The sequence below is a fragment of the Burkholderia sp. AU15512 genome (assembly GCF_002223325.1).
In the GTDB taxonomy this organism is placed as follows: Bacteria; Pseudomonadota; Gammaproteobacteria; order Burkholderiales; family Burkholderiaceae; genus Burkholderia.
In genome coordinates this window covers 123,395-140,474 of the sequence record NZ_NKEX01000005.1, presented here as the reverse complement: position 1 = coordinate 140,474, position 17,080 = coordinate 123,395, and the positions used below count along the sequence as shown (strand labels likewise).

Here is a 17,080-nt window from a genome sequence, read left to right as displayed (position 1 = left end):
TCCATGGCAGCCCTCGACACCACCACCATCCACAGTTGGCACGCACACGTCTATTTCGATGCGGCCAGCCGCGACGCGGCCTGGGCGTTTCGCCAGCTCGTCGACGAACGGTTCGGCGCGGTCATCGAACTCGGCCGCTTTCACGAACGCCTCGTCGGCCCGCACCCGGCCTGGTCGTACCAGATCGCATTCGACGCCGCGCGCTTCGACGAGATCGTGCCGTGGCTCGTGCTGAACCACGGCGCGCTCGACATCTTCCTGCATCCGAATACGAACGACGAACTGCGCGACCATCGCGATTGCGCGGTGTGGATCGGGAAGTCGTATCAGCTGAATCTCGACGCGCTGGCCGGATAACAGCCGGCACGCGGCCGCCTGCGCCGCGGCGACATCCATGTTTCGGGTCGACGTGAAACGTCCCGCGGCGGCGCGCCCCTACAGTGGGTTCCGTTATCGATGCTTCCGGAACCCGCCATGTCACACGCCCACGCCGATGCCCGGCACATTTATGAAGGCTGGCACGCGGCCGTCGTCGCGCGCAACGTCGATGCGCTGATGGCGCTGTATGCCGACGACGCCGTACTCGAAACGCCGCTGATCGTCGTCACGCTGCCCGATCATGGCGCCGGCGTGCTGCACGGCAAGGCCGCGATCGGCGCGTTCTTCGAAGCGGGCCTGCGCAATCCGGGCAACAAGCTCGGGCGCTGGTACCGCACCGGGTTGTTCTTCTCGAACGGCCGCCACCTCACGTGGGAATATCCGCGCGCCACGCCGGACGGCGACCAGGTCGATCTCGTCGAGGTGATGGAGCTGCGCGACGGGCTGATCGCGCATCATCGCGTGTACTGGGGATGGGTCGGCTTTCTCGCGCTGCGCGCCGCCACGCCGGCGCCGGAGCGCGCATGACGGCCGCCGTGCCGAATCGCGCCGCGGCCTGCCGCATGCTCGCCGCGACCTGCGTGAGCTACACGCTCGTGCTGCTCGACGCATCCATCGTCAACGTCGCGCTCACCGACATCGCCCATACGTTCGGCAGCCGCGTGGCCGGCCTGCAGTGGATCGTGAACGCGTACACGCTCGCGTTCGCGAGCCTGCTGATGACGGGCGGCACGCTCGGCGACCGGCTCGGCGATCGCGACGTCTATATCGCCGGGCTCGCGGTCTTCGTCGGTGCGTCGGCGCTGTGCGGCGTCGCGCCGACCCTCCCGGCGCTCGCGATCGCCCGCGCGTTGCAAGGCGTCGGCAGCGCGATGCTGGTGCCCTGCTCGCTCGCGTTGCTCAACCGCGCCTTCCCCGAACCGGCCGCGCGCGCGTCGGCGATCAGCCTGTGGATGGGTTGCGGCGGCATCGCGATGGCGTCGGGCCCGCTGATCGGCGGCCTGCTGATCCATCTGTTCGGGTGGCGCAGCCTCTTCTTCGTGAACCTGCCGCTCGGGCTGGCCGGCATCTGGCTCGGCCGCTCGGTCGTGCGCGCCGCCGTCGTCGACGCCTCGCGGCATTTCGACTGGGGCGGCCAGGCCGCGGCCATCGTCGCGATCGCGGCCCTGATCGGCACGTTGATCGAAGGCCCGTCGCTCGGCTGGCGCTCGGCGCCGATCATCGGCGGCGCGGTAACGAGCGTCGTCGCGTGGAGCGCGTTCATCGCGATCGAAGCGCGGCGCCGCGAACCGATGCTGCCGCTCGCGTTCTTCCGCAACCGGCTGTTCGCCGGATCGACGTTCGTGTCGATGGCGTCGGCGTTCGTGTTCTACGGCCTGCTGTTCGTGCTCAGCCTGTTCTATCGGCAGGTCCGCGGCGCGAGCCCGCTCGACACGGGGCTCGCGTTCCTGCCGATGACCGCGATGGTCGCGCTCGGCGGGCTGGGTTCGGGCAGGCTGGTTGCGCGCTTCGGCGCGCGCGGCACGATGTGCGCGGCGTTTGGGCTCTATGCGGCCGGCGCGCTCGGCATGACGGGCATCGGCGCGACGACACCCGCATGGCTCGCCGTCGTGCCGATGCTCGCGATCGGCTTTGCATCGGGATTCATCTCGCCGGCCGCGACGTCGCCGGCGCTCGGGACGGTCGACCGGCGCCGCGCCGGCGTGGCGGCGGCCGCGCTGAACGCGGCGCGCCAGAGCGGATCGGCGCTCGGGGTGGCGATTTTCGGTGCGTGCATCGCGACGTTGCAGCCGTTTCCGGCGGCGATGCGGGCGGCGCTCGGCATCGCGACCGGAATGTCCGCGCTCGCCGCCGCGACATGGTGGGTCACGGCGCGGCCGACACGGGTACCTGGCGAACCGGCCACGCCGCTACAAACCGTCACGCGTCGCTAACGCATGCTCCGGCAGGTGCGCGCGCGGCGGCACGGCGCGCCGTCATTGCGTCAACGCCGCCCGTCGCTCACGCGACATACATCGCGACACTGACGAACTGGCACAGGCTCCCGGCCAGCACGAACAGATGCCAGATGCCGTGCCCGTGGCGGATGCGTTCATCGTTGATGAAGAAGTAGATCCCCGCGCTGTAGATCAGGCCGCCGGCCACGAGCCACGCGGTGCCGACCGGCGGCAGCGCATGGATCAGCGGACGCACCGCGACGAGCGCGAGCCAGCCCATCGCCACGTACAGGATCATCGACAGCAGGCGCGTGCGCCGCCCGAGCGTCAGCTCCTGCACGATCCCGAACACGGCCAGCCCCCAGCTCACGCCGAACAGCGACCAGCCCCACGGGCCGCGCAGCGTGACCAGCGTGAACGGCGTATAGCTGCCGGCGATCAGCAGGTAGATCGCCGAGTGGTCGCACTTCTGCAGGATCGCTTTCAGGCGCGGATTGCGCACGCTGTGGTACAGCGTCGAGATCGCATAGAGCAGGATCAGCATCGCGCCATACACGCTGAAGCTCACCACCTTGTATGGATCGCCTTCGAGCGCGCCCATCGTCACGAGCGCCACGAGGCCGACCACCGACAGCACCGCGCCGACGAGATGGGAAATGCTGTTGAAACGCTCACCGACATGCACGACGTGTTCTCCTGCGGGTCCATCGGGAAAAGAGGAAACCCTATGATACCGGCCGGCGGAATTTGCCGTGCTGCGTTCAGGCAAACGGCGAAGCGCGCCGCCGGCCCGCCAAAGAAAAAAGCGCCGCGACATGCATCGCGGCGCTTCCCTTTCGATGACCGAACCGCCTAGGCAGCCCGGTTCAGCAGCACTTCCCCGCGCCCGACCCGTACCGCGCGTTCTGACGCTCGCGGAAGAATTCCTCATACGTCATCGGCTCGCGGTCCGGATGGGTCGCGCGCATGTGCGCGACGTAGGTGTCGTAGTCGGGCAGGCCGACCATCAGCCGCAACGCCTGCCCGAGGTAACGCCCCGCGCTGCGCAGGTCGCTGCCAAGATCGCTGAACATCGCGGCCTCCCCTTAACGTCCGCTGCCGAGCGCCTGCGCGGCCGGCATCGCTTCGTACGGCGTCTCGCGCACCGTCGGCTTCGACTCGCGGCGCGCGCGCAGCACGGCGATCACGCCGTACACCGCGATCGCCACGACGACGAAGATGAACAGCCCGGCCAGCGCCGCATCGATGTAGTCGTTGAAGATGATCCGCTTCATCTGCGCGATCGACTTCGCCGGCGCGAGCACCTTGCCTTCGTCCACCGCGGCCTGCAGCTTCGCGGCGTGCGCGAGGAAGCTGACCTTCGGGTTCGCGTCGAAGATCTTCTGCCAGCCGGCGGTCAGCGTGCAGATCAGCAGCCACACGGTCGGCACGATCGTCACCCACGCATAGCGCTCGCGCTTCATCTTGAACAGCACGACGGTGCCGAGCACCAGCGCGATCGCGGCGAGCATCTGGTTCGAGATGCCGAACAGCGGCCACAGCGTGTTGATGCCGCCGAGCGGATCGACCACGCCCTGGTACAGGAAGTAGCCCCACGCGGCCACGCACAGCGCGGTGGCGACCAGGTTCGCGGGCAGCGACTCGGTGCGCTTGAGCGCCGGGTGGAACGTGCCGAGCAGGTCCTGCAGCATGAAGCGGCCCGCGCGCGTGCCGGCATCGACGGCCGTCAGGATGAACAGCGCCTCGAACAGGATCGCGAAGTGATACCAGAACGCCATCATCGCTTCGCCGCCGATCACCTGGTGCAGGATGTGCGCCATGCCGACGGCCAGCGTCGGCGCGCCGCCCGCGCGCGCGATGATCGTCGTTTCGCCGACGGCCTTCGCGGTCTGCGTCAGCATGTCGGGCGTCAGCACGAAGCCCCATTGCGTGACCGTGTTGGCCACCGCTTCCGGCGTCGAGCCGAGCACGGCGGCCGGTGCGTTCATCGCGAAGTAGATGCCCGGTTCGATCACGCAGGCAGCGACCAGCGCCATGATCGCGACGAACGATTCCATCAGCATCGCGCCATAACCGATGAAGCGCGCGTTGGTTTCGTTGTCGATCAGCTTCGGCGTCGTGCCCGACGAGATCAGCGCGTGGAAGCCCGACACGGCACCGCACGCGATCGTGATGAACAGGAACGGGAACAGGTTGCCCGACCACACGGGGCCCGTGCCGTCGACGAACTTCGTCAGCGCGGGCATCTTCAGTTCCGGCGCGACGACCAGGATGCCGATCGCGAGGCCGAGGATCGTGCCGATCTTCAGGAACGTCGACAGGTAGTCGCGCGGCGCGAGCAGCAGCCACACCGGCAGCACCGACGCGACGAAGCCGTAGCCGATCAGGATCCACGTGAGCTGCGTGCCCGTGAACGTGAACCACGCGGCGAGCGTCGGCGAATCGTGCACGTGCTGGCCGAACGCAATCGATGCCATCAGCAGCACGAAGCCGATGATCGACACTTCGCCGATGCGGCCCGGACGGATGTAGCGCGTGTAGACGCCCATGAACAGCGCGATCGGGATCGTCGCGGCGACGGTGAACGTGCCCCACGGCGAATTGGTCAGCGCCTTCACGACGATCAGCGCGAGCACCGCAAGGATGATCACCATGATCAGGAACGCGCCGAACAGCGCGATCACGCCGGGCACCGTGCCGAGCTCCATCTTGACGAGATCGCCGAGCGAGCGGCCGTCGCGGCGCGTCGAGATGAACAGCACGATGAAGTCCTGCACCGCGCCGGCGAACACGACGCCGGCCAGGATCCACAGCATGCCGGGCGTGTAGCCCATCTGCGCGGCGAGCACGGGCCCGACGAGCGGGCCGGCGCCGGCGATCGCGGCGAAGTGATGGCCGAACAGCACGTACTTGTTGGTCGGCACGTAGTCGAGGCCGTCGTTGTACTTGACGGCCGGCGTCATCCGCAGCCCGTCGAGCTGCATGACCTTGCTGGCGATGAAACGGCTGTAGAAGCGATACGCGATCAGATACACGCAGACTGCGGCGATCACGATCCAGAGGGCACTGACGCGCTCGCCGTGTGCGAGTGCGATCGTGCCGAACGCGAACGCGCCGAGCAGCGCGACCGCGATCCAGAGCAGGGTACTGGAAGCCCGATTCATGGCGTCTCCTGGTCTCCAATGTGTTTTTGAGTGGATGCGGCGAGGGGCCGAACCCGCGTGACGTCGATGCGTCGTGCCGCAGCCTCGCAGAGGTCGCGGCGATGGGCCGTAGTATTCCGCGCGACCGGGGCGGCTTACAAGCGGATAACTACGTATGCGGAGCTACGTAGAATTACGTAGATGCGCGGCGCGGGCACGGCATCGTGCGGCGATTGATCGCGAACGGCGAGCCACGTACAGTGTTCGCCTGCCCCCTTCCGGAACTGTCATGCCGCTCGGATTTCAGAAGATGAACGCGAATGGCGATGACTTCGCCATCGTCGACCTGCGCGGTCAGGATCAGGACCAGAATCAAGCGCACCCCATCGCCCCGGATCTGGTGCGGCGCATGGGCGACCGGCGTTTCGGCATCGGCTTCAACCAGCTCGCTGTCGTGTCGGACTGCGACGACGCGGCGGCCCGCGTCGCGTTCTGGAACGCGGACGGCACGCCGCTCGACACCTGCGGCAGCGCGACGCGCGGCGTCGCGTGGCAACTGATGCAGGAAACCGGCCTGTCGTCGCTCGTGCTGCGGACGCCCCGCGGGTATCTCGTGTGCTCGACGGAGGCGAACGGCCTGATCACCGTCGAGATGGGCCGGCCGCTCACCGGCTGGCGGGACGTGCCGCTCGCCGAGGCACTCGACCCCCTCGCGCTGCCGCTGCCCGGCGCGCCGGCCGCGTGCAACATGGGCAATCCGCACTGCACGTTCTTCGTCGACGATCTCGGCACGATCGATGTCGCGGCGCTCGGCCCGGCCATCGAAACGCACCCGCTGTTTCCGCGGAAAACCAACGTGCATTTCGTTCAGGTCATCGATCGCACGCATATTCGCCTGCGCATCTGGGAGCGCGGCGGCGGCGTGCCGCTCGGTTCGGGATCGTGTTCGTGCGGGGCGGTCGTCAACGGCATCCGGCGCGGGCTGCTCGACGAGAGCGTGCGGGTCGAATGCGACGGCGGCGACGTGACGGTGCGCTGGGATGGCGCCGGCAGCGTGCTCCTGAGCGGGCCGGTCGCGTTCGGTTTCAGCGGGGTGTGGCTGTGACGGCCGACGACGCACACACGTTCCAGGCACTGCGTCCGCGCCTGCAGAAGATCGCGTACCGGATGCTCGGCTCCATCGCGGACGCCGAGGACATCGTGCAGGACGTCTGGCTGCGCTGGCACGACACGGCACGCGACGGGATCGAGAACACCGAAGCGTGGCTCGTCGCCGTCACGACACGCACGTCGATCGACCGCCTGCGCGCCGCGAAGCGCCGGCGCGAGCAATACACCGGGATCTGGCTGCCCGAGCCGGAACTCGACGCATCACCGGCCACGCCCGAGGAAATGATCGAGCGCGCGAACGACGTGTCGGTCGCGTTCCTGCTGCTGCTCGAACGGCTGACGCCGGAGGCGCGCGCCGCCTTCCTGCTGCATGAAATCTTCGAGATCGACTACGACCGGATCGCCGACGCGATCGGCAAGACCGAAGCCGCGTGCCGGCAACTCGTCAGCCGTGCCAAGGCGCGGCTGCGCGACGACGGCTCGCCTCGCCACGCGGTGCCGCGCGAAACGCACCACCGGTTGCTGCAGACGTTCTCGCACGCGCTCGCGCAGGGCGACTTCCCGTCGATCCAGGCGCTGCTCGCCGAGGACGCGACCCTGATCGGCGACGGCGGCGGCAAGGTCCGGAGCGTCCCGAGGCCAATGGTCGGCAGCCGGCGTGTCGCACAACTGTTCTATGCGACGTGGCTGCGCCACGGCAGCGGGGTCGAGATGCGGTCCGTCGTGCTCAACGGCCAGTGGGCCATGCTGCGCTTCATCGACGGACAGCTCGACGCCGCGATGTCGTTCGAGACCGACGGCACGCGCATCGTCCGGATTCTCGTGCAGCGCAACCCCGACAAGCTCGCCCGGATCGCGGCAACCTGCATCGCCGGTTGACGTGCGCGCATCGCGCGCCAGCGAAGCTCGAGCTCGTGCTCGTGCCGGAAAAAATCCTGCCCGCCCGTCGCCGCGTCCCTTTTTTAAAAAAGATAGAGGACGGTGTCACAGGCCGCTGTGCTGAAACGTCTAGTCGCGTATGGACACCACGATTCCAGCACCTTCATGCCAGATACTTCCATCCGCCGCCCTGACGCCGACGATCCGTTCGCGCGCAGCTTCTCGACCTGCTACGCCGGCGTGGTCACCTTCCTGGCCGTCGTCACCGAAGGCAGCTTCGCCCGTGCCGCCGATCGCCTCGGCGTCGGCCGCTCGTCGGTCAGCCGCCACGTGCAGCGGCTCGAGGACCGGCTCGACGCGCGCCTGTTCCAGCGCACGACGCGCAGCATGTCGCTGACGCGCGAAGGCGAACGCTTCTATGAAAGCTGCCGCCCCGGCATCGAACAGCTCGCGCAGGCGCTCGAGGACATGCGCGAGCTGCGCAGCGGCCCGCCGAGCGGACACCTGCGGATCGGCTCGACGCCCGGCTTCGGCCGCAAGATCATCGCGCCGCTGCTGGGCGATTTCCACGCGCAGTATCCGGACATCACGCTCGAACTGCTGCTGAACGACCGGCCGGCCGATTTCTCCGTCGACCGCATCGACGTCGCGTTTCGCGACGGCCGCATGGAGGACAGCGCGATCGTCGCGCGCCAGTTGATTCCGATGCAGATGATCGTCTGCGCGTCGCCGTCGTACGCGCACCGGCACGGCTTGCCGCGTCACGTGGACGAGCTGGCGCAGCATCGCTGCATCAACCTGCGCACCGCGTCGGGCCGCGCCGCGGAATGGGAATTCAAGGTCGACGGGCTGGCGCAGCAGCACCAGCTCGCCGCGCATCACACCTTCAACGACATGGATCTGGTCGTGCGCGCGGCGCTCGACGGCCTCGGCATCGCGCAACTGCCCGCGTACCAGGTGTGCGACCTGCTCGCCGACGGGCAACTGGTGAGCTGCCTCGGCCAGCACGCGCCGGACGACGGCGGACACTATCTGTGTTACCTGAGCCGCAAGCACCTGCCGACGCGCATCCGCGCATTCATCGACTACATGATCGAACAGACGCGCGCACGCGACCTGCAGTGCCTCACGACGATGACCACGATGACCACCGTCACGACGACGGCGCCGCTGGAGCCGGTCGATTGATGCATTCGAAGCAACACCGTGAGCACCGGTGGGGCTCTACCGGATCGCGCGGCATCTGCCTACGATGCGGGTTGATCGAACGGCGTGCGGGCATCGCGGCGCGCCATTCGGCAACGTGCCGGCGCACGCGTGCGAATGCAATGCGCGCCGGCTTCGACCGATTCAGGCGGCGCGCCTCCCGCGCGCCCGTTCAAGGAGAGCAATCGTGAAGATCGTCGTGATTGGTGGTACCGGCCTCATCGGCAGCAAAGTCGTCAGGAACCTGATCGCTCGCGGCCACGACGCCATGGCGGCAGCGCCGTCGACCGGCGTCGATACGATCACGGGCGCGGGGCTGGGCGACGCACTGGCGGGCGCGGACGTCGTGGTCGATCTCGCGAACTCGCCGTCGTTCGAGGAAGCGGCCGTGAAGGCATTCTTCGAGACGTCGGGGCGCAACCTGTTCGCCGCGGAGCGCGCGGCGGGCGTGCGCCATCACGTCGCGCTGTCGGTGGTCGGTACCGACCGCCTGCAGCAAAGCGCGTATTTCCGCGGCAAGCTCATTCAGGAAGACCTGATCCGCGCAGCAGGCGTGCCGTACACGATCGTGCGCTCGACGCAGTTCTTCGAATTCGTCGGCGCGATCGCACAGGCGAGCGCCGATGGCGACACCACGCGGCAGGCCACCGCGTTCTTCCAGCCGATCGCGTCGGACGACGTCGCGGCCGCCGTCACCGATGTCGCGCTCGACGCACCGCGCAACGGCATTGCCGAAATCGGCGGCCCCGATCGGGTGCGGATCGCCGACCTGGTCGACCATTTCCTGAAGATCACGCACGACCCGCGCACGGTGGTCAGGGACGCAGGCGCCGATTATTTCGGCGCGATACTGCAGGACGACACGCTCGCCCCCGCGCCCGGCGCGCGCCTCGCTGCGACGACCTTCGATACGTGGTTCAAAAAAAACCAGCCCGCGCGCTGAGCCGCACCGCAGGATCGCGCACGCCATGACGCCGCTACGGCCACCGCCGCTCTCGCTGCTCGACAAGTATCGCGGGCGGGAACCGCAGACGCTCTATTCGACGACGGTGACCGTCACGGGCGGGGCGGCGGAGCATGGGCGCGCATCGGGTGTCGCGCGTTCCGACGACGGCCGCCTCGACGTGGCGCTGCGCCTGCCGTCCGCACTGGGCGGCCCGGGCGACGGCCCGAACCCGGAACAGCTGTTTGCCGCGAGCTATGCAGCGTGCTTTCATGGGGCGCTGAGCCTGCTCGCCACGCGGGCCGGCGTGTCGATCGCCGGCGCGTCGGTCAGTGCATCGGTCGACTTCTGCCGCGATCCGGTGGATGGGCTGTTCATGCTGAACGCGAACATTCGCGTGCAGCTGCCGGGCGTCGAGCGCACGGTGGCGGAAGAACTCGTCCGCAATACGGAGCGCTTCAGCCCTTATACGAAGATGGCGCACGAAGGCATCAGCCACATCGTGGCGCTCGCGCCTCCGGACGATCCGTCGAACGGCTGACCGCAAACTAAATACCCGGCGCGTTGCGCGCCGGGTATTGCCAATCCGTGCTGGCTCAGTGCTTGTCGTCGACCTTCTTCGGCTTCGGCGGCGACGGCACCTTCGCGTACTGGAACGCGGGCGTCGCCTTCAGCGCATCCTTCGTCGCGCCCGGCAGGTAGATGTTGCCGCTGCGCACGTCGAGCGATGCGATCGGCACCGCGACGTCATGCGCGGCCACGCCGAGGAAACCGCCGGCCGACACGATCGCCGCCGATACCGAGCCGTCCGGCGCGACGATCAGGTCGCGCACGGTGCCGACCTTCTGGTTCTCGTCGTTGTAGACGGCCTTGCCGAGCACGCTCTTCTTCACGCTCCAGCCTTCGAGCAGCGCCTGCGATTGCTCGACGGTCACGCTGAGCGGCTGCGCACCCGCGATCTGCGCATGTGCGCTGACGCTCGAGGCGAGGACGGTTGCTGCGATGAGGGTCTTGTAGAAAGCCATGCTGTCATGTACTCCGGTTCGGTTGTTGTCGGTGTCGGCGGCCGGCCAAGCCGCCTCCGTGCATGCGCCGCGTGAAACGAAAAGGCCTCTGTACGACGCATCACACCGGCCCATGTTAGCGCCACTCGCGAAACGCTGCATCGGACGTGATGACGCAGCCGCTGTCAGCCACCTCTTGCCATGGCGACATTACGGACACCGCAGCGAATCGCGTACATCGCCCTCGTCACGCGTTGCGCGACTGCGCACGCCGTTGCCGCACCGCCGCTGCCAGCACGTCGAGCACCGGCTCCGTCTGCGTCCAGCTCAGGCACGCATCCGTGATCGACACACCGTACTTCAGCGGCACGCCCGGCTTCAGGTCCTGGCGGCCGGCCTCGAGATGGCTCTCGACCATCACGCCGACGATCCGCTGCTCGCCCTGCGACAGCTGCCGCGCGAGATCCTGCGCGACGTCGATCTGGCGGTCGTGCGACTTGTTCGAGTTCGCGTGCGAGCAGTCGACCATCACCTGCTCGCGCAGGCCGGCCTTGCGCAGCACCGCGCAGCTCGCCTCGACATGCTCGGCGTCGTAGTTCGGGCCGTTCTTGCCGCCGCGCAGGATCACGTGCGCGTCGTCGTTGCCGCGCGTCTCGAAGATCGCGGCCATCCCCATCTTCGTCATCCCCATGAACGCATGGCTCGCGGCCGCGGCGACGATCGCGTCGGACGCGACCTGCACGCCGCCGTCGGTGCCGTTCTTGAAGCCGATCGGGCAGCTCAGGCCCGACGCGAGCTGGCGATGGCTCTGGCTCTCGGTCGTGCGCGCGCCGATCGCGCCCCACGCGATCAGGTCGGCGATGTATTGCGGGCTCAGCAGGTCGAGGAATTCGGTCGACGCCGGCAGGCCCAGTGCGTTGATGTCGAGCAGCAGTTGCCGCGCGGCGCGCAGCCCTTCGTTGATGCGGAAGCTGCCGTCGAGGCGCGGATCGTTGATGTAGCCCTTCCAGCCGACCGTCGTGCGCGGCTTCTCGAAGTAGACGCGCATCGTGATCAGCAGGTCGTCCTTCAGCGCATCGGCGGCGATCTTCAGGCGGCGCGCGTAATCGAGTGCCTGGTCGTGATCGTGGATCGAGCACGGGCCGACGACGAGCAGCAGCCGGTCGTCGCGGCCGTGCAGGATGTCGCCGATCGCGCGGCGCGTGTCCTCGACGAGCGTCTGCGTGGCGGCCGGCACCGGCAGTTCGTCCAGCAGCAGCGCCGGCGAAATCAGCGGGCGCACGGCGCCGATGCGGACGTCGTCGATGCGCGTGGTGTCCTGCGTCGCGTCGGCGCTGCCTACCTCGCGATCGTGGGAAGGATTGTCGAGGTTCTGCATGGTGATTCTCCGGGGGACGTCTGGAATGATGGGCAGGCTCGATTATGGCACCCGGACGGGACGGTGGCGGGCTGCGGCGGGGGGACCGACGCGGCGCCCTTGCCGCAGCGCGACGCAGATCAACAGGCGAAAAAAAAGGCGACCCGCGGAGGGTCGCCCGGACACGCGCCGCATCGCACGCGGCGTGGCGGCTAGTGCAGCGTCTCGGGCGCCAGCGAATTGCTCGGTAGCAGCGACGTCAGCCAGCAATTGCTCGGCGCGGCCTTCCCGTTGAAACGGTCGTAGAGCCACGGCAGCATGCCGGCCACCCACGGCACGATCGCGCCCGCATGTTCGAGCGGATACTCGTTGTACACGACCGGCGTGCCGCTGGCACAGAACTTCTGCGCCAGCGCGCGCACGTCGTACGCCATCATCACGCCGTCGCCCACCTGGCTGCTGAACGTGCCATCGAGCGCGCCGGCCGTGCCCTGGCCGATGAACATCGGGATCGTCGGCGAGGCGGCCAGCCCCGCATTCACCTTGTTCGCATACGTCACGTACACGGGAATGCTGTTGATGTCGTTCGCGTATTGCGGCTTGAACAGCGTGCCCCAGTGCAGCCCCGTGTACTTCGGCAGGATGTAGGCGAGCGACTGGCTCTGGATGTCCTTGAACACGGCGACGCCGGTATCGCTGAGATAGGGCGTCAGGTCGAAGCCATAGCCGCGCGACAGCCCGGCCAGCGCGGCCGCGGCCACGCCGCCCCACACGATGCTGCCGTCGACGTAGCGCAGGTTGTGCGCGGGATCGACCAGCACGCCGCCTTCCGCCGCGCCGACGAGCTGCCTGTTGATCTCGGGCGCATAGCTCGGCGCGAGCTGAGCGGCCCAGTTCGTCGCGATCGCGCCGCCGGAATAGCCGATCATCGCGACCTTGCTCGACGGATTCAGGCCCGTGGACGGCGTATTGAGCGCCGCGCGGATCGAATCGAGCGTCGTCATCCCGTATTCGGGGCCGGCGGCGAAATCGGCCGTCTGGCCTTCCGTATCGGGCACGATGACGTTGTAGCCGAGCAGCAGCAGCGTCGACAGCGGAATCGATTCCGCGCTGTAGAGCAATGTGCCGACGTTGATGATCTTCGTGACGTCACGGTCGCCGGCGATCACCTGCGACGGCTCGTCGTACGGATTCAGCGAATCGTAGGCCGACTGGTACGAGATGGCCTGGCCGTTGCTGACCGGGCTCCGGATCACGGACGTCACGTTGACGACCGGCTGGTTCAGCGCGTTATGGGTGCGATACAGCAACTGCTGCGCGGTCAGCGCGGTGGGGATGCCGGCCACGTGGTAGGTGACGTTGCGCGTCTTGAGCACCGTGCCCGGTGGAATCGATGCCAACGGCGTGGTGCCGGTGTACGTGTAGAACGGGTCGGATGGGATCGGCGCGGCGGCGCTGGCTGCCGGCGCGGTGATGGCCAACGCGGCGGACATCGCTGCCGCGGCCATCATGAAACGTCTTGAGAACATGGTTGGGGCCCCTGGGATAACCTGCTTTCATCGAAGGAAGTTCGCGGTGTTGCAGACCATCGCGTGTGCCGCTTCAAAACCGTTTCCGAGCCATCGACTGTCTCCTGTGAATGAGTAATCCGGCCTGTTCCGAACCTGTAATTTTAGTAGGACTACAAACCGGATGAATTGAAGCACAACGAGCGCGCGCTCGACGGGCGTTTTCGATTGTTTGAAGGTAAACGTCTAAATCGGCCGCCGCGCGATGCGGGTGGCGCAGGCCATTCGGCCGACTGTCCGCGTGTTGTCGAAGTGCCGTACGATCACGGCTGTCCGGTACCGAAGGCCCCGTCGTGCGATGCCGGCCGCGCCGCATACTGACTGCCTGTAACCGATCGCCCCTGCCCAACCGATACGCCACGATGACCGTCTCCGAACTGCTCCGCGCCATCCGCCAACCGTATGCCGACCTGCTCGCGAAAGCGGCGGCGCAACCGGCCGTGATCGTCGAACCGGCCTACCGGCGGGCCGACGGCACGCTCGCCACCGAAGGGCCGCTCGCGTTGCCGTGCCGGGCCGACCTCATTGCCACGGAAGGCGAATCGGCCGGCCAGCCGGCGATGGTCGATTCCGCCACGCAACTGGCATTCGAGCCGTTGGCGTTCGACCTCGAAACGGCGGCCGTGTCGATCCGCCCGTTCGTGTGGGACTGGGCTGCGATCGAGGCCGATGGTCTCGACGAAAGCGCGGCCGTCGAGGCGTTCAGGGCGTGGTTCTTCGCGTGGTTCGACGTCGACGACGAGAACACGCCGGCCGAAGACGGCCTGCACGGCATCGCTCACTACCTGTCGGAACCGGTTCGCACGGAACAGGGGTGGCGCGTCAATGCGGATCTCGGCTCCGCGCCCGAGACGGCCGTCGAGGATCTGCTGTTCCGGCTCGTCGATGCAGGCGCGACGCGGATCGTGCTAGGTTGATGCCGCACTTCATTCTTCACCGGCTCATCATGAAAAAAATCCTTGCCGCCCTGCTGCTCTGCGCGTCGCTGCCCGCGTTCGCCAAGGTCTCCACCGACGTGTACTGCTTCAAGTCGGACGGCGACAAGCCCGTGCGCTTCGAGATGCGCACCTACTACGACGACGCCGTCGGCTGGTCAGGCGGCATGGTTCGCTATGCGAAAGCGAAAACGGCGCTGCCGCTGGTGGTCGAGCACGTGGACGAGGAAGTGCTCGCCGAGGGCCGCCCGCACCAGTTCACGACAACCTGGGTCGAGATGGTCGACGGCAGGATCAACGGGCGGTACGAGATGATGTCGCAAGGCGCGATGATCTATTCGATGACCTACACCAGCGCGCGCACCGGCAAGCAGACCGCGTTCGGCAGGGTACTGGACGTCGACGCGTCCGAACAAACCGGGTGCCGCTGGTGATGCGCCCGCTGATCCGGTTCGTGCTGGTGCTGTTCGCGCTGCGCGCGGGCTGTGTCGATGCCGCGCCGCGCACGGTCTACGAAGGAACGCTGCAAGGCGCCGGCGCCGTCGTGATGGAACTCGACGATCGCCCGGCTGCGGATGGTTCACTCTCGGGCCGCTACTTCTATGCGCAGCACGGCGTCGATATTCCGCTGCACGGCACGCCCGCGCAACTGGTCGAACCGCTCGTGCGATCGCAGTTGCCGGACGATGCCCGCAGTTCGTTGGGATTCGGCCAGCAAGCCGATTTCGATCATGCCGCGGCCACCTGGCAGGGCACGCGGGACAAGGCCGGCTATCGCGGCCGCTGGATCGATGCGCGCTCTGGCAAGTCACGCAATTTCACGCTGCGGCGCGTTGCGGAATACGATCCCGATGCGGTTGCGCCCGGTGCCGTCGAAGCCGTCACCAACAGCATCGCCGGTGGCGTCGGCAGCGGTATCGCAAGCGGCGTGGCCATCGACATGCGGCAGGCGCCTTATGCGACGCTGAAGCTTGCCGGGCACGCGCAGCCCGCAGGCCCCGAGATCGGCGACGGCACCGTTGCGTACCGGATGTGGCGCGACCCGCGCACGAAGCTCATGTATCCGCGTCTGAGCCGTCATCCCGATCCGGCGGTCATGGCACGGGTCAACCGCCTGCTCGAGCAGCAGCACTGGCAGATCAATCTCGCCGCGCTCGAATGCGCGTCGACCCGCTATTCCGACGACGGGCCGGCCGCCGGTTCGCTCGGCGGCTTCGACGACGAACAGGTGACGGTCACGTGGCTGTCACCTGCGGCACTCGGCATCGTGGAATCGGGCAGTACGTACTGCGGCGGCGCCCATCCGAACAATCACTACGATCCGGTCACGTTCGACCTGTTGCGTGGTACGTATCTCGACTGGGATCGCGTGATCGACGCGACTGCGGCGGGCAAGGACGGCGAACCGGCAGCGAGCCCCGCGCTGGTGAACTTCATTACGCGGTTGCGTGACAAGGCCGAATCTGGCGCTCACCCGACGGACGGCGACGGCGATTCGACGGCGTGTGCTGATGTGTTCCCGCAATATCTGGCGTTCGAATTCGATGCGCCCGGCAAGCTGTCGTTCAGCGTCTCCGGCATCGGGCACGCGATGGGCGCCTGCCTCGGGCCGCAACTCGATGCGCCTTTTGCGGCGCTGGCACCGATCCTGAAACCGGGCGGTTCGCGTTATCTCGTACCGGGTGTCAAGCTGAAGTAACACGGCGGTGCGTGGCGGTGCCCACATCGCGCACCGGCCCGGCCGTGTGGCGACGGGGCCGGGCGATGCATACGCCCCGCAGCCGCTGATGTCAGGACGCGCCTTGCGCGTCGACGTCGATGCCCAGCTCGCCGGCCATCCGCAGAACCAGCGCATTCAGCCGCGCCACTTCATCCGCGAGGCGCTTCTGTTCCGCCTTCAGCGCTTCGAATTCGGAAGGCGGCACGGAATCCGCACCGCCGGCCTCCGCGCTCGCGAAGTCGGCCAGGTTCACTTCGCCGCACATCAGGTGCATCCAGCGGTTCTCGCGCGCCCCCGGCGCACGCGGCAGCCGGACGACGAGCGGCTGCGTGCGCGCCGCGAGTTCGTCGAGGAACGCCTCGACCGACGAGATGTCCGCGAAACCGTGCAGGCGCGCGCTGTTCAGGCGCAGTTCGGCGGCCGTCTGCGGGCCGCGCAGCAGCAGGATCGTCAGCAGCGCGATCGCCTGGCTCGGAATGCCGAGCACGCGGTTCATGTTGTGCTCGAAACGCGGCACGCGGCTGCTGCTGCCTTCCATCACGATGCTCAGGTGCTTCAGTCCGTCGAGCGCGGTCGTGACCTCATCCTCGCTCACGTTCATCACCGGCGAGCGCGCGGTTTTCTGGTTGCAGCCCGCGGTCAGCGCATTCAGCGACAGCGGATAGGTGTCCGGCACCGTGTGCTGTTTCTCGACGAGCACACCGAGAATGCGGGCCTCGAGGGGCGTGAGTTCGCGAAGGGCGCGTGGCGTGGGCGTATCCGGCGTGGTGTTCATGGTGGCGTCGCAGCGTGCAGCAGGTGAAGGGAAACGGTCGCGGCCCGTCCGGCATCGCGCACGGGCGAGCCATATGATAGCTCGCGTCGCGTGGCCCGGCGCTGCGCGGCGTGCCGGCGCGTGCA

The 17,080-nt window shown here is 67.7% G+C and carries 18 protein-coding genes; 11 read left to right on the top strand and 7 right to left on the bottom strand.

What is annotated here, in order from left to right; translation table 11 throughout:
* Positions 1-3 precede the first annotated feature (3 nt).
* From CFB43_RS18140 to CFB43_RS18130, 3 genes are all read left to right on the top strand, one after another.
* Complete coding sequence (locus tag CFB43_RS18140) at positions 4-357, top strand: DOPA 4,5-dioxygenase family protein (protein WP_089495996.1); 354 nt, start codon at positions 4-6, stop codon at positions 355-357.
* A 117-nt stretch (positions 358-474) separates the two neighbouring features.
* Positions 475-906 carry a nuclear transport factor 2 family protein gene (locus tag CFB43_RS18135; protein WP_089495995.1) on the top strand — a complete coding sequence of 144 codons (432 nt, stop codon included), beginning with the start codon at positions 475-477 and terminating at the stop codon, positions 904-906.
* Complete coding sequence (locus CFB43_RS18130; protein ID WP_089495994.1) at positions 903-2,312, top strand: MFS transporter; 1,410 nt, start codon at positions 903-905, stop codon at positions 2,310-2,312. The genes CFB43_RS18135 and CFB43_RS18130 overlap by 4 nt, the downstream gene beginning before the upstream one ends.
* A 67-nt stretch (positions 2,313-2,379) precedes the next feature.
* Here CFB43_RS18130 and trhA read toward each other — a convergent pair whose 3' ends face one another.
* From trhA to CFB43_RS18115, 3 genes are all read right to left on the bottom strand, one after another.
* The gene (gene trhA / locus CFB43_RS18125; protein WP_039349524.1) at positions 2,380-3,000 is read right to left on the bottom strand and encodes a PAQR family membrane homeostasis protein TrhA; all 621 of its coding nucleotides are present in this window, start codon (positions 2,998-3,000) and stop codon (positions 2,380-2,382) included.
* A gap of 181 nt (positions 3,001-3,181) precedes the next feature.
* Positions 3,182-3,388 (bottom strand): YbdD/YjiX family protein, encoded by a 207-nt coding sequence (locus CFB43_RS18120; protein ID WP_011353713.1) that lies wholly within the window; start codon positions 3,386-3,388, stop codon positions 3,182-3,184.
* Between the two features lie 12 nt (positions 3,389-3,400).
* Positions 3,401-5,479 carry a carbon starvation CstA family protein gene (locus CFB43_RS18115; protein WP_089428804.1) on the bottom strand — a complete coding sequence of 693 codons (2,079 nt, stop codon included), beginning with the start codon at positions 5,477-5,479 and terminating at the stop codon, positions 3,401-3,403.
* Between the two features lie 268 nt (positions 5,480-5,747).
* Between CFB43_RS18115 and dapF the strand changes: the two genes are divergently transcribed.
* The 5 genes from dapF to CFB43_RS18085 all read left to right on the top strand — a co-directional run bounded on the left by dapF (position 5,748) and on the right by CFB43_RS18085 (position 10,137).
* Positions 5,748-6,563: a diaminopimelate epimerase gene (dapF, locus tag CFB43_RS18110; protein WP_089495993.1), complete on the top strand. Its 816-nt coding sequence runs from the start codon at positions 5,748-5,750 to the stop codon at positions 6,561-6,563.
* Positions 6,560-7,447 (top strand): RNA polymerase sigma-70 factor, encoded by an 888-nt coding sequence (locus tag CFB43_RS18105; protein ID WP_256990041.1) that lies wholly within the window; start codon positions 6,560-6,562, stop codon positions 7,445-7,447. Before dapF ends, CFB43_RS18105 begins: the two co-directional genes overlap by 4 nt.
* Before the next feature lie 165 nt (positions 7,448-7,612).
* Positions 7,613-8,635, top strand: a complete 1,023-nt coding sequence (locus tag CFB43_RS18100; protein WP_089495991.1) for a LysR family transcriptional regulator — start codon at positions 7,613-7,615, stop codon at positions 8,633-8,635.
* 205 nt (positions 8,636-8,840) lie between these two features.
* Complete coding sequence (locus CFB43_RS18090) at positions 8,841-9,596, top strand: SDR family oxidoreductase (RefSeq protein WP_089495989.1); 756 nt, start codon at positions 8,841-8,843, stop codon at positions 9,594-9,596.
* Positions 9,597-9,621: 25 nt separating this feature from the next.
* The gene (locus CFB43_RS18085; protein ID WP_089475879.1) at positions 9,622-10,137 is read left to right on the top strand and encodes an Ohr family peroxiredoxin; all 516 of its coding nucleotides are present in this window, start codon (positions 9,622-9,624) and stop codon (positions 10,135-10,137) included.
* A gap of 55 nt (positions 10,138-10,192) precedes the next feature.
* Here the strand turns inward: CFB43_RS18085 and CFB43_RS18080 are convergent, their stop codons facing one another.
* The 3 genes from CFB43_RS18080 to CFB43_RS18070 form a co-directional block, all read right to left on the bottom strand.
* Positions 10,193-10,621: a PRC-barrel domain-containing protein gene (locus CFB43_RS18080; protein ID WP_089495988.1), complete on the bottom strand. Its 429-nt coding sequence runs from the start codon at positions 10,619-10,621 to the stop codon at positions 10,193-10,195.
* A 226-nt stretch (positions 10,622-10,847) separates the two neighbouring features.
* Positions 10,848-11,978, bottom strand: a complete 1,131-nt coding sequence (locus CFB43_RS18075; protein WP_089495987.1) for a 3-deoxy-7-phosphoheptulonate synthase — start codon at positions 11,976-11,978, stop codon at positions 10,848-10,850.
* Between the two features lie 191 nt (positions 11,979-12,169).
* On the bottom strand, positions 12,170-13,486 hold the full coding sequence (locus CFB43_RS18070) for a lipase family protein (protein WP_089495986.1): 1,317 nt from the start codon (positions 13,484-13,486) through the stop codon (positions 12,170-12,172).
* A 401-nt stretch (positions 13,487-13,887) separates the two neighbouring features.
* Here CFB43_RS18070 and CFB43_RS18065 point away from each other — a divergent pair, with 401 nt between their 5' ends.
* The 3 genes from CFB43_RS18065 to CFB43_RS18055 are packed head-to-tail and all read left to right on the top strand — an operon-like array spanning position 13,888 to position 16,159.
* Positions 13,888-14,442, top strand: coding sequence for a hypothetical protein (locus CFB43_RS18065; RefSeq protein WP_089495985.1), 555 nt, complete (start codon positions 13,888-13,890; stop codon positions 14,440-14,442).
* A complete protein-coding gene (locus tag CFB43_RS18060) occupies positions 14,442-14,894 on the top strand; it encodes a hypothetical protein (RefSeq protein WP_256990040.1) in 453 nt (150 codons plus the stop codon). Before CFB43_RS18065 ends, CFB43_RS18060 begins: the two co-directional genes overlap by 1 nt.
* On the top strand, positions 14,894-16,159 hold the full coding sequence (locus tag CFB43_RS18055) for a hypothetical protein (protein WP_089496168.1): 1,266 nt from the start codon (positions 14,894-14,896) through the stop codon (positions 16,157-16,159). The genes CFB43_RS18060 and CFB43_RS18055 overlap by 1 nt, the downstream gene beginning before the upstream one ends.
* A 91-nt stretch (positions 16,160-16,250) precedes the next feature.
* Here the strand turns inward: CFB43_RS18055 and CFB43_RS18050 are convergent, their stop codons facing one another.
* Positions 16,251-16,955 (bottom strand): YceH family protein, encoded by a 705-nt coding sequence (locus CFB43_RS18050; protein ID WP_089495984.1) that lies wholly within the window; start codon positions 16,953-16,955, stop codon positions 16,251-16,253.
* Positions 16,956-17,080: the final 125 nt, after the last annotated feature.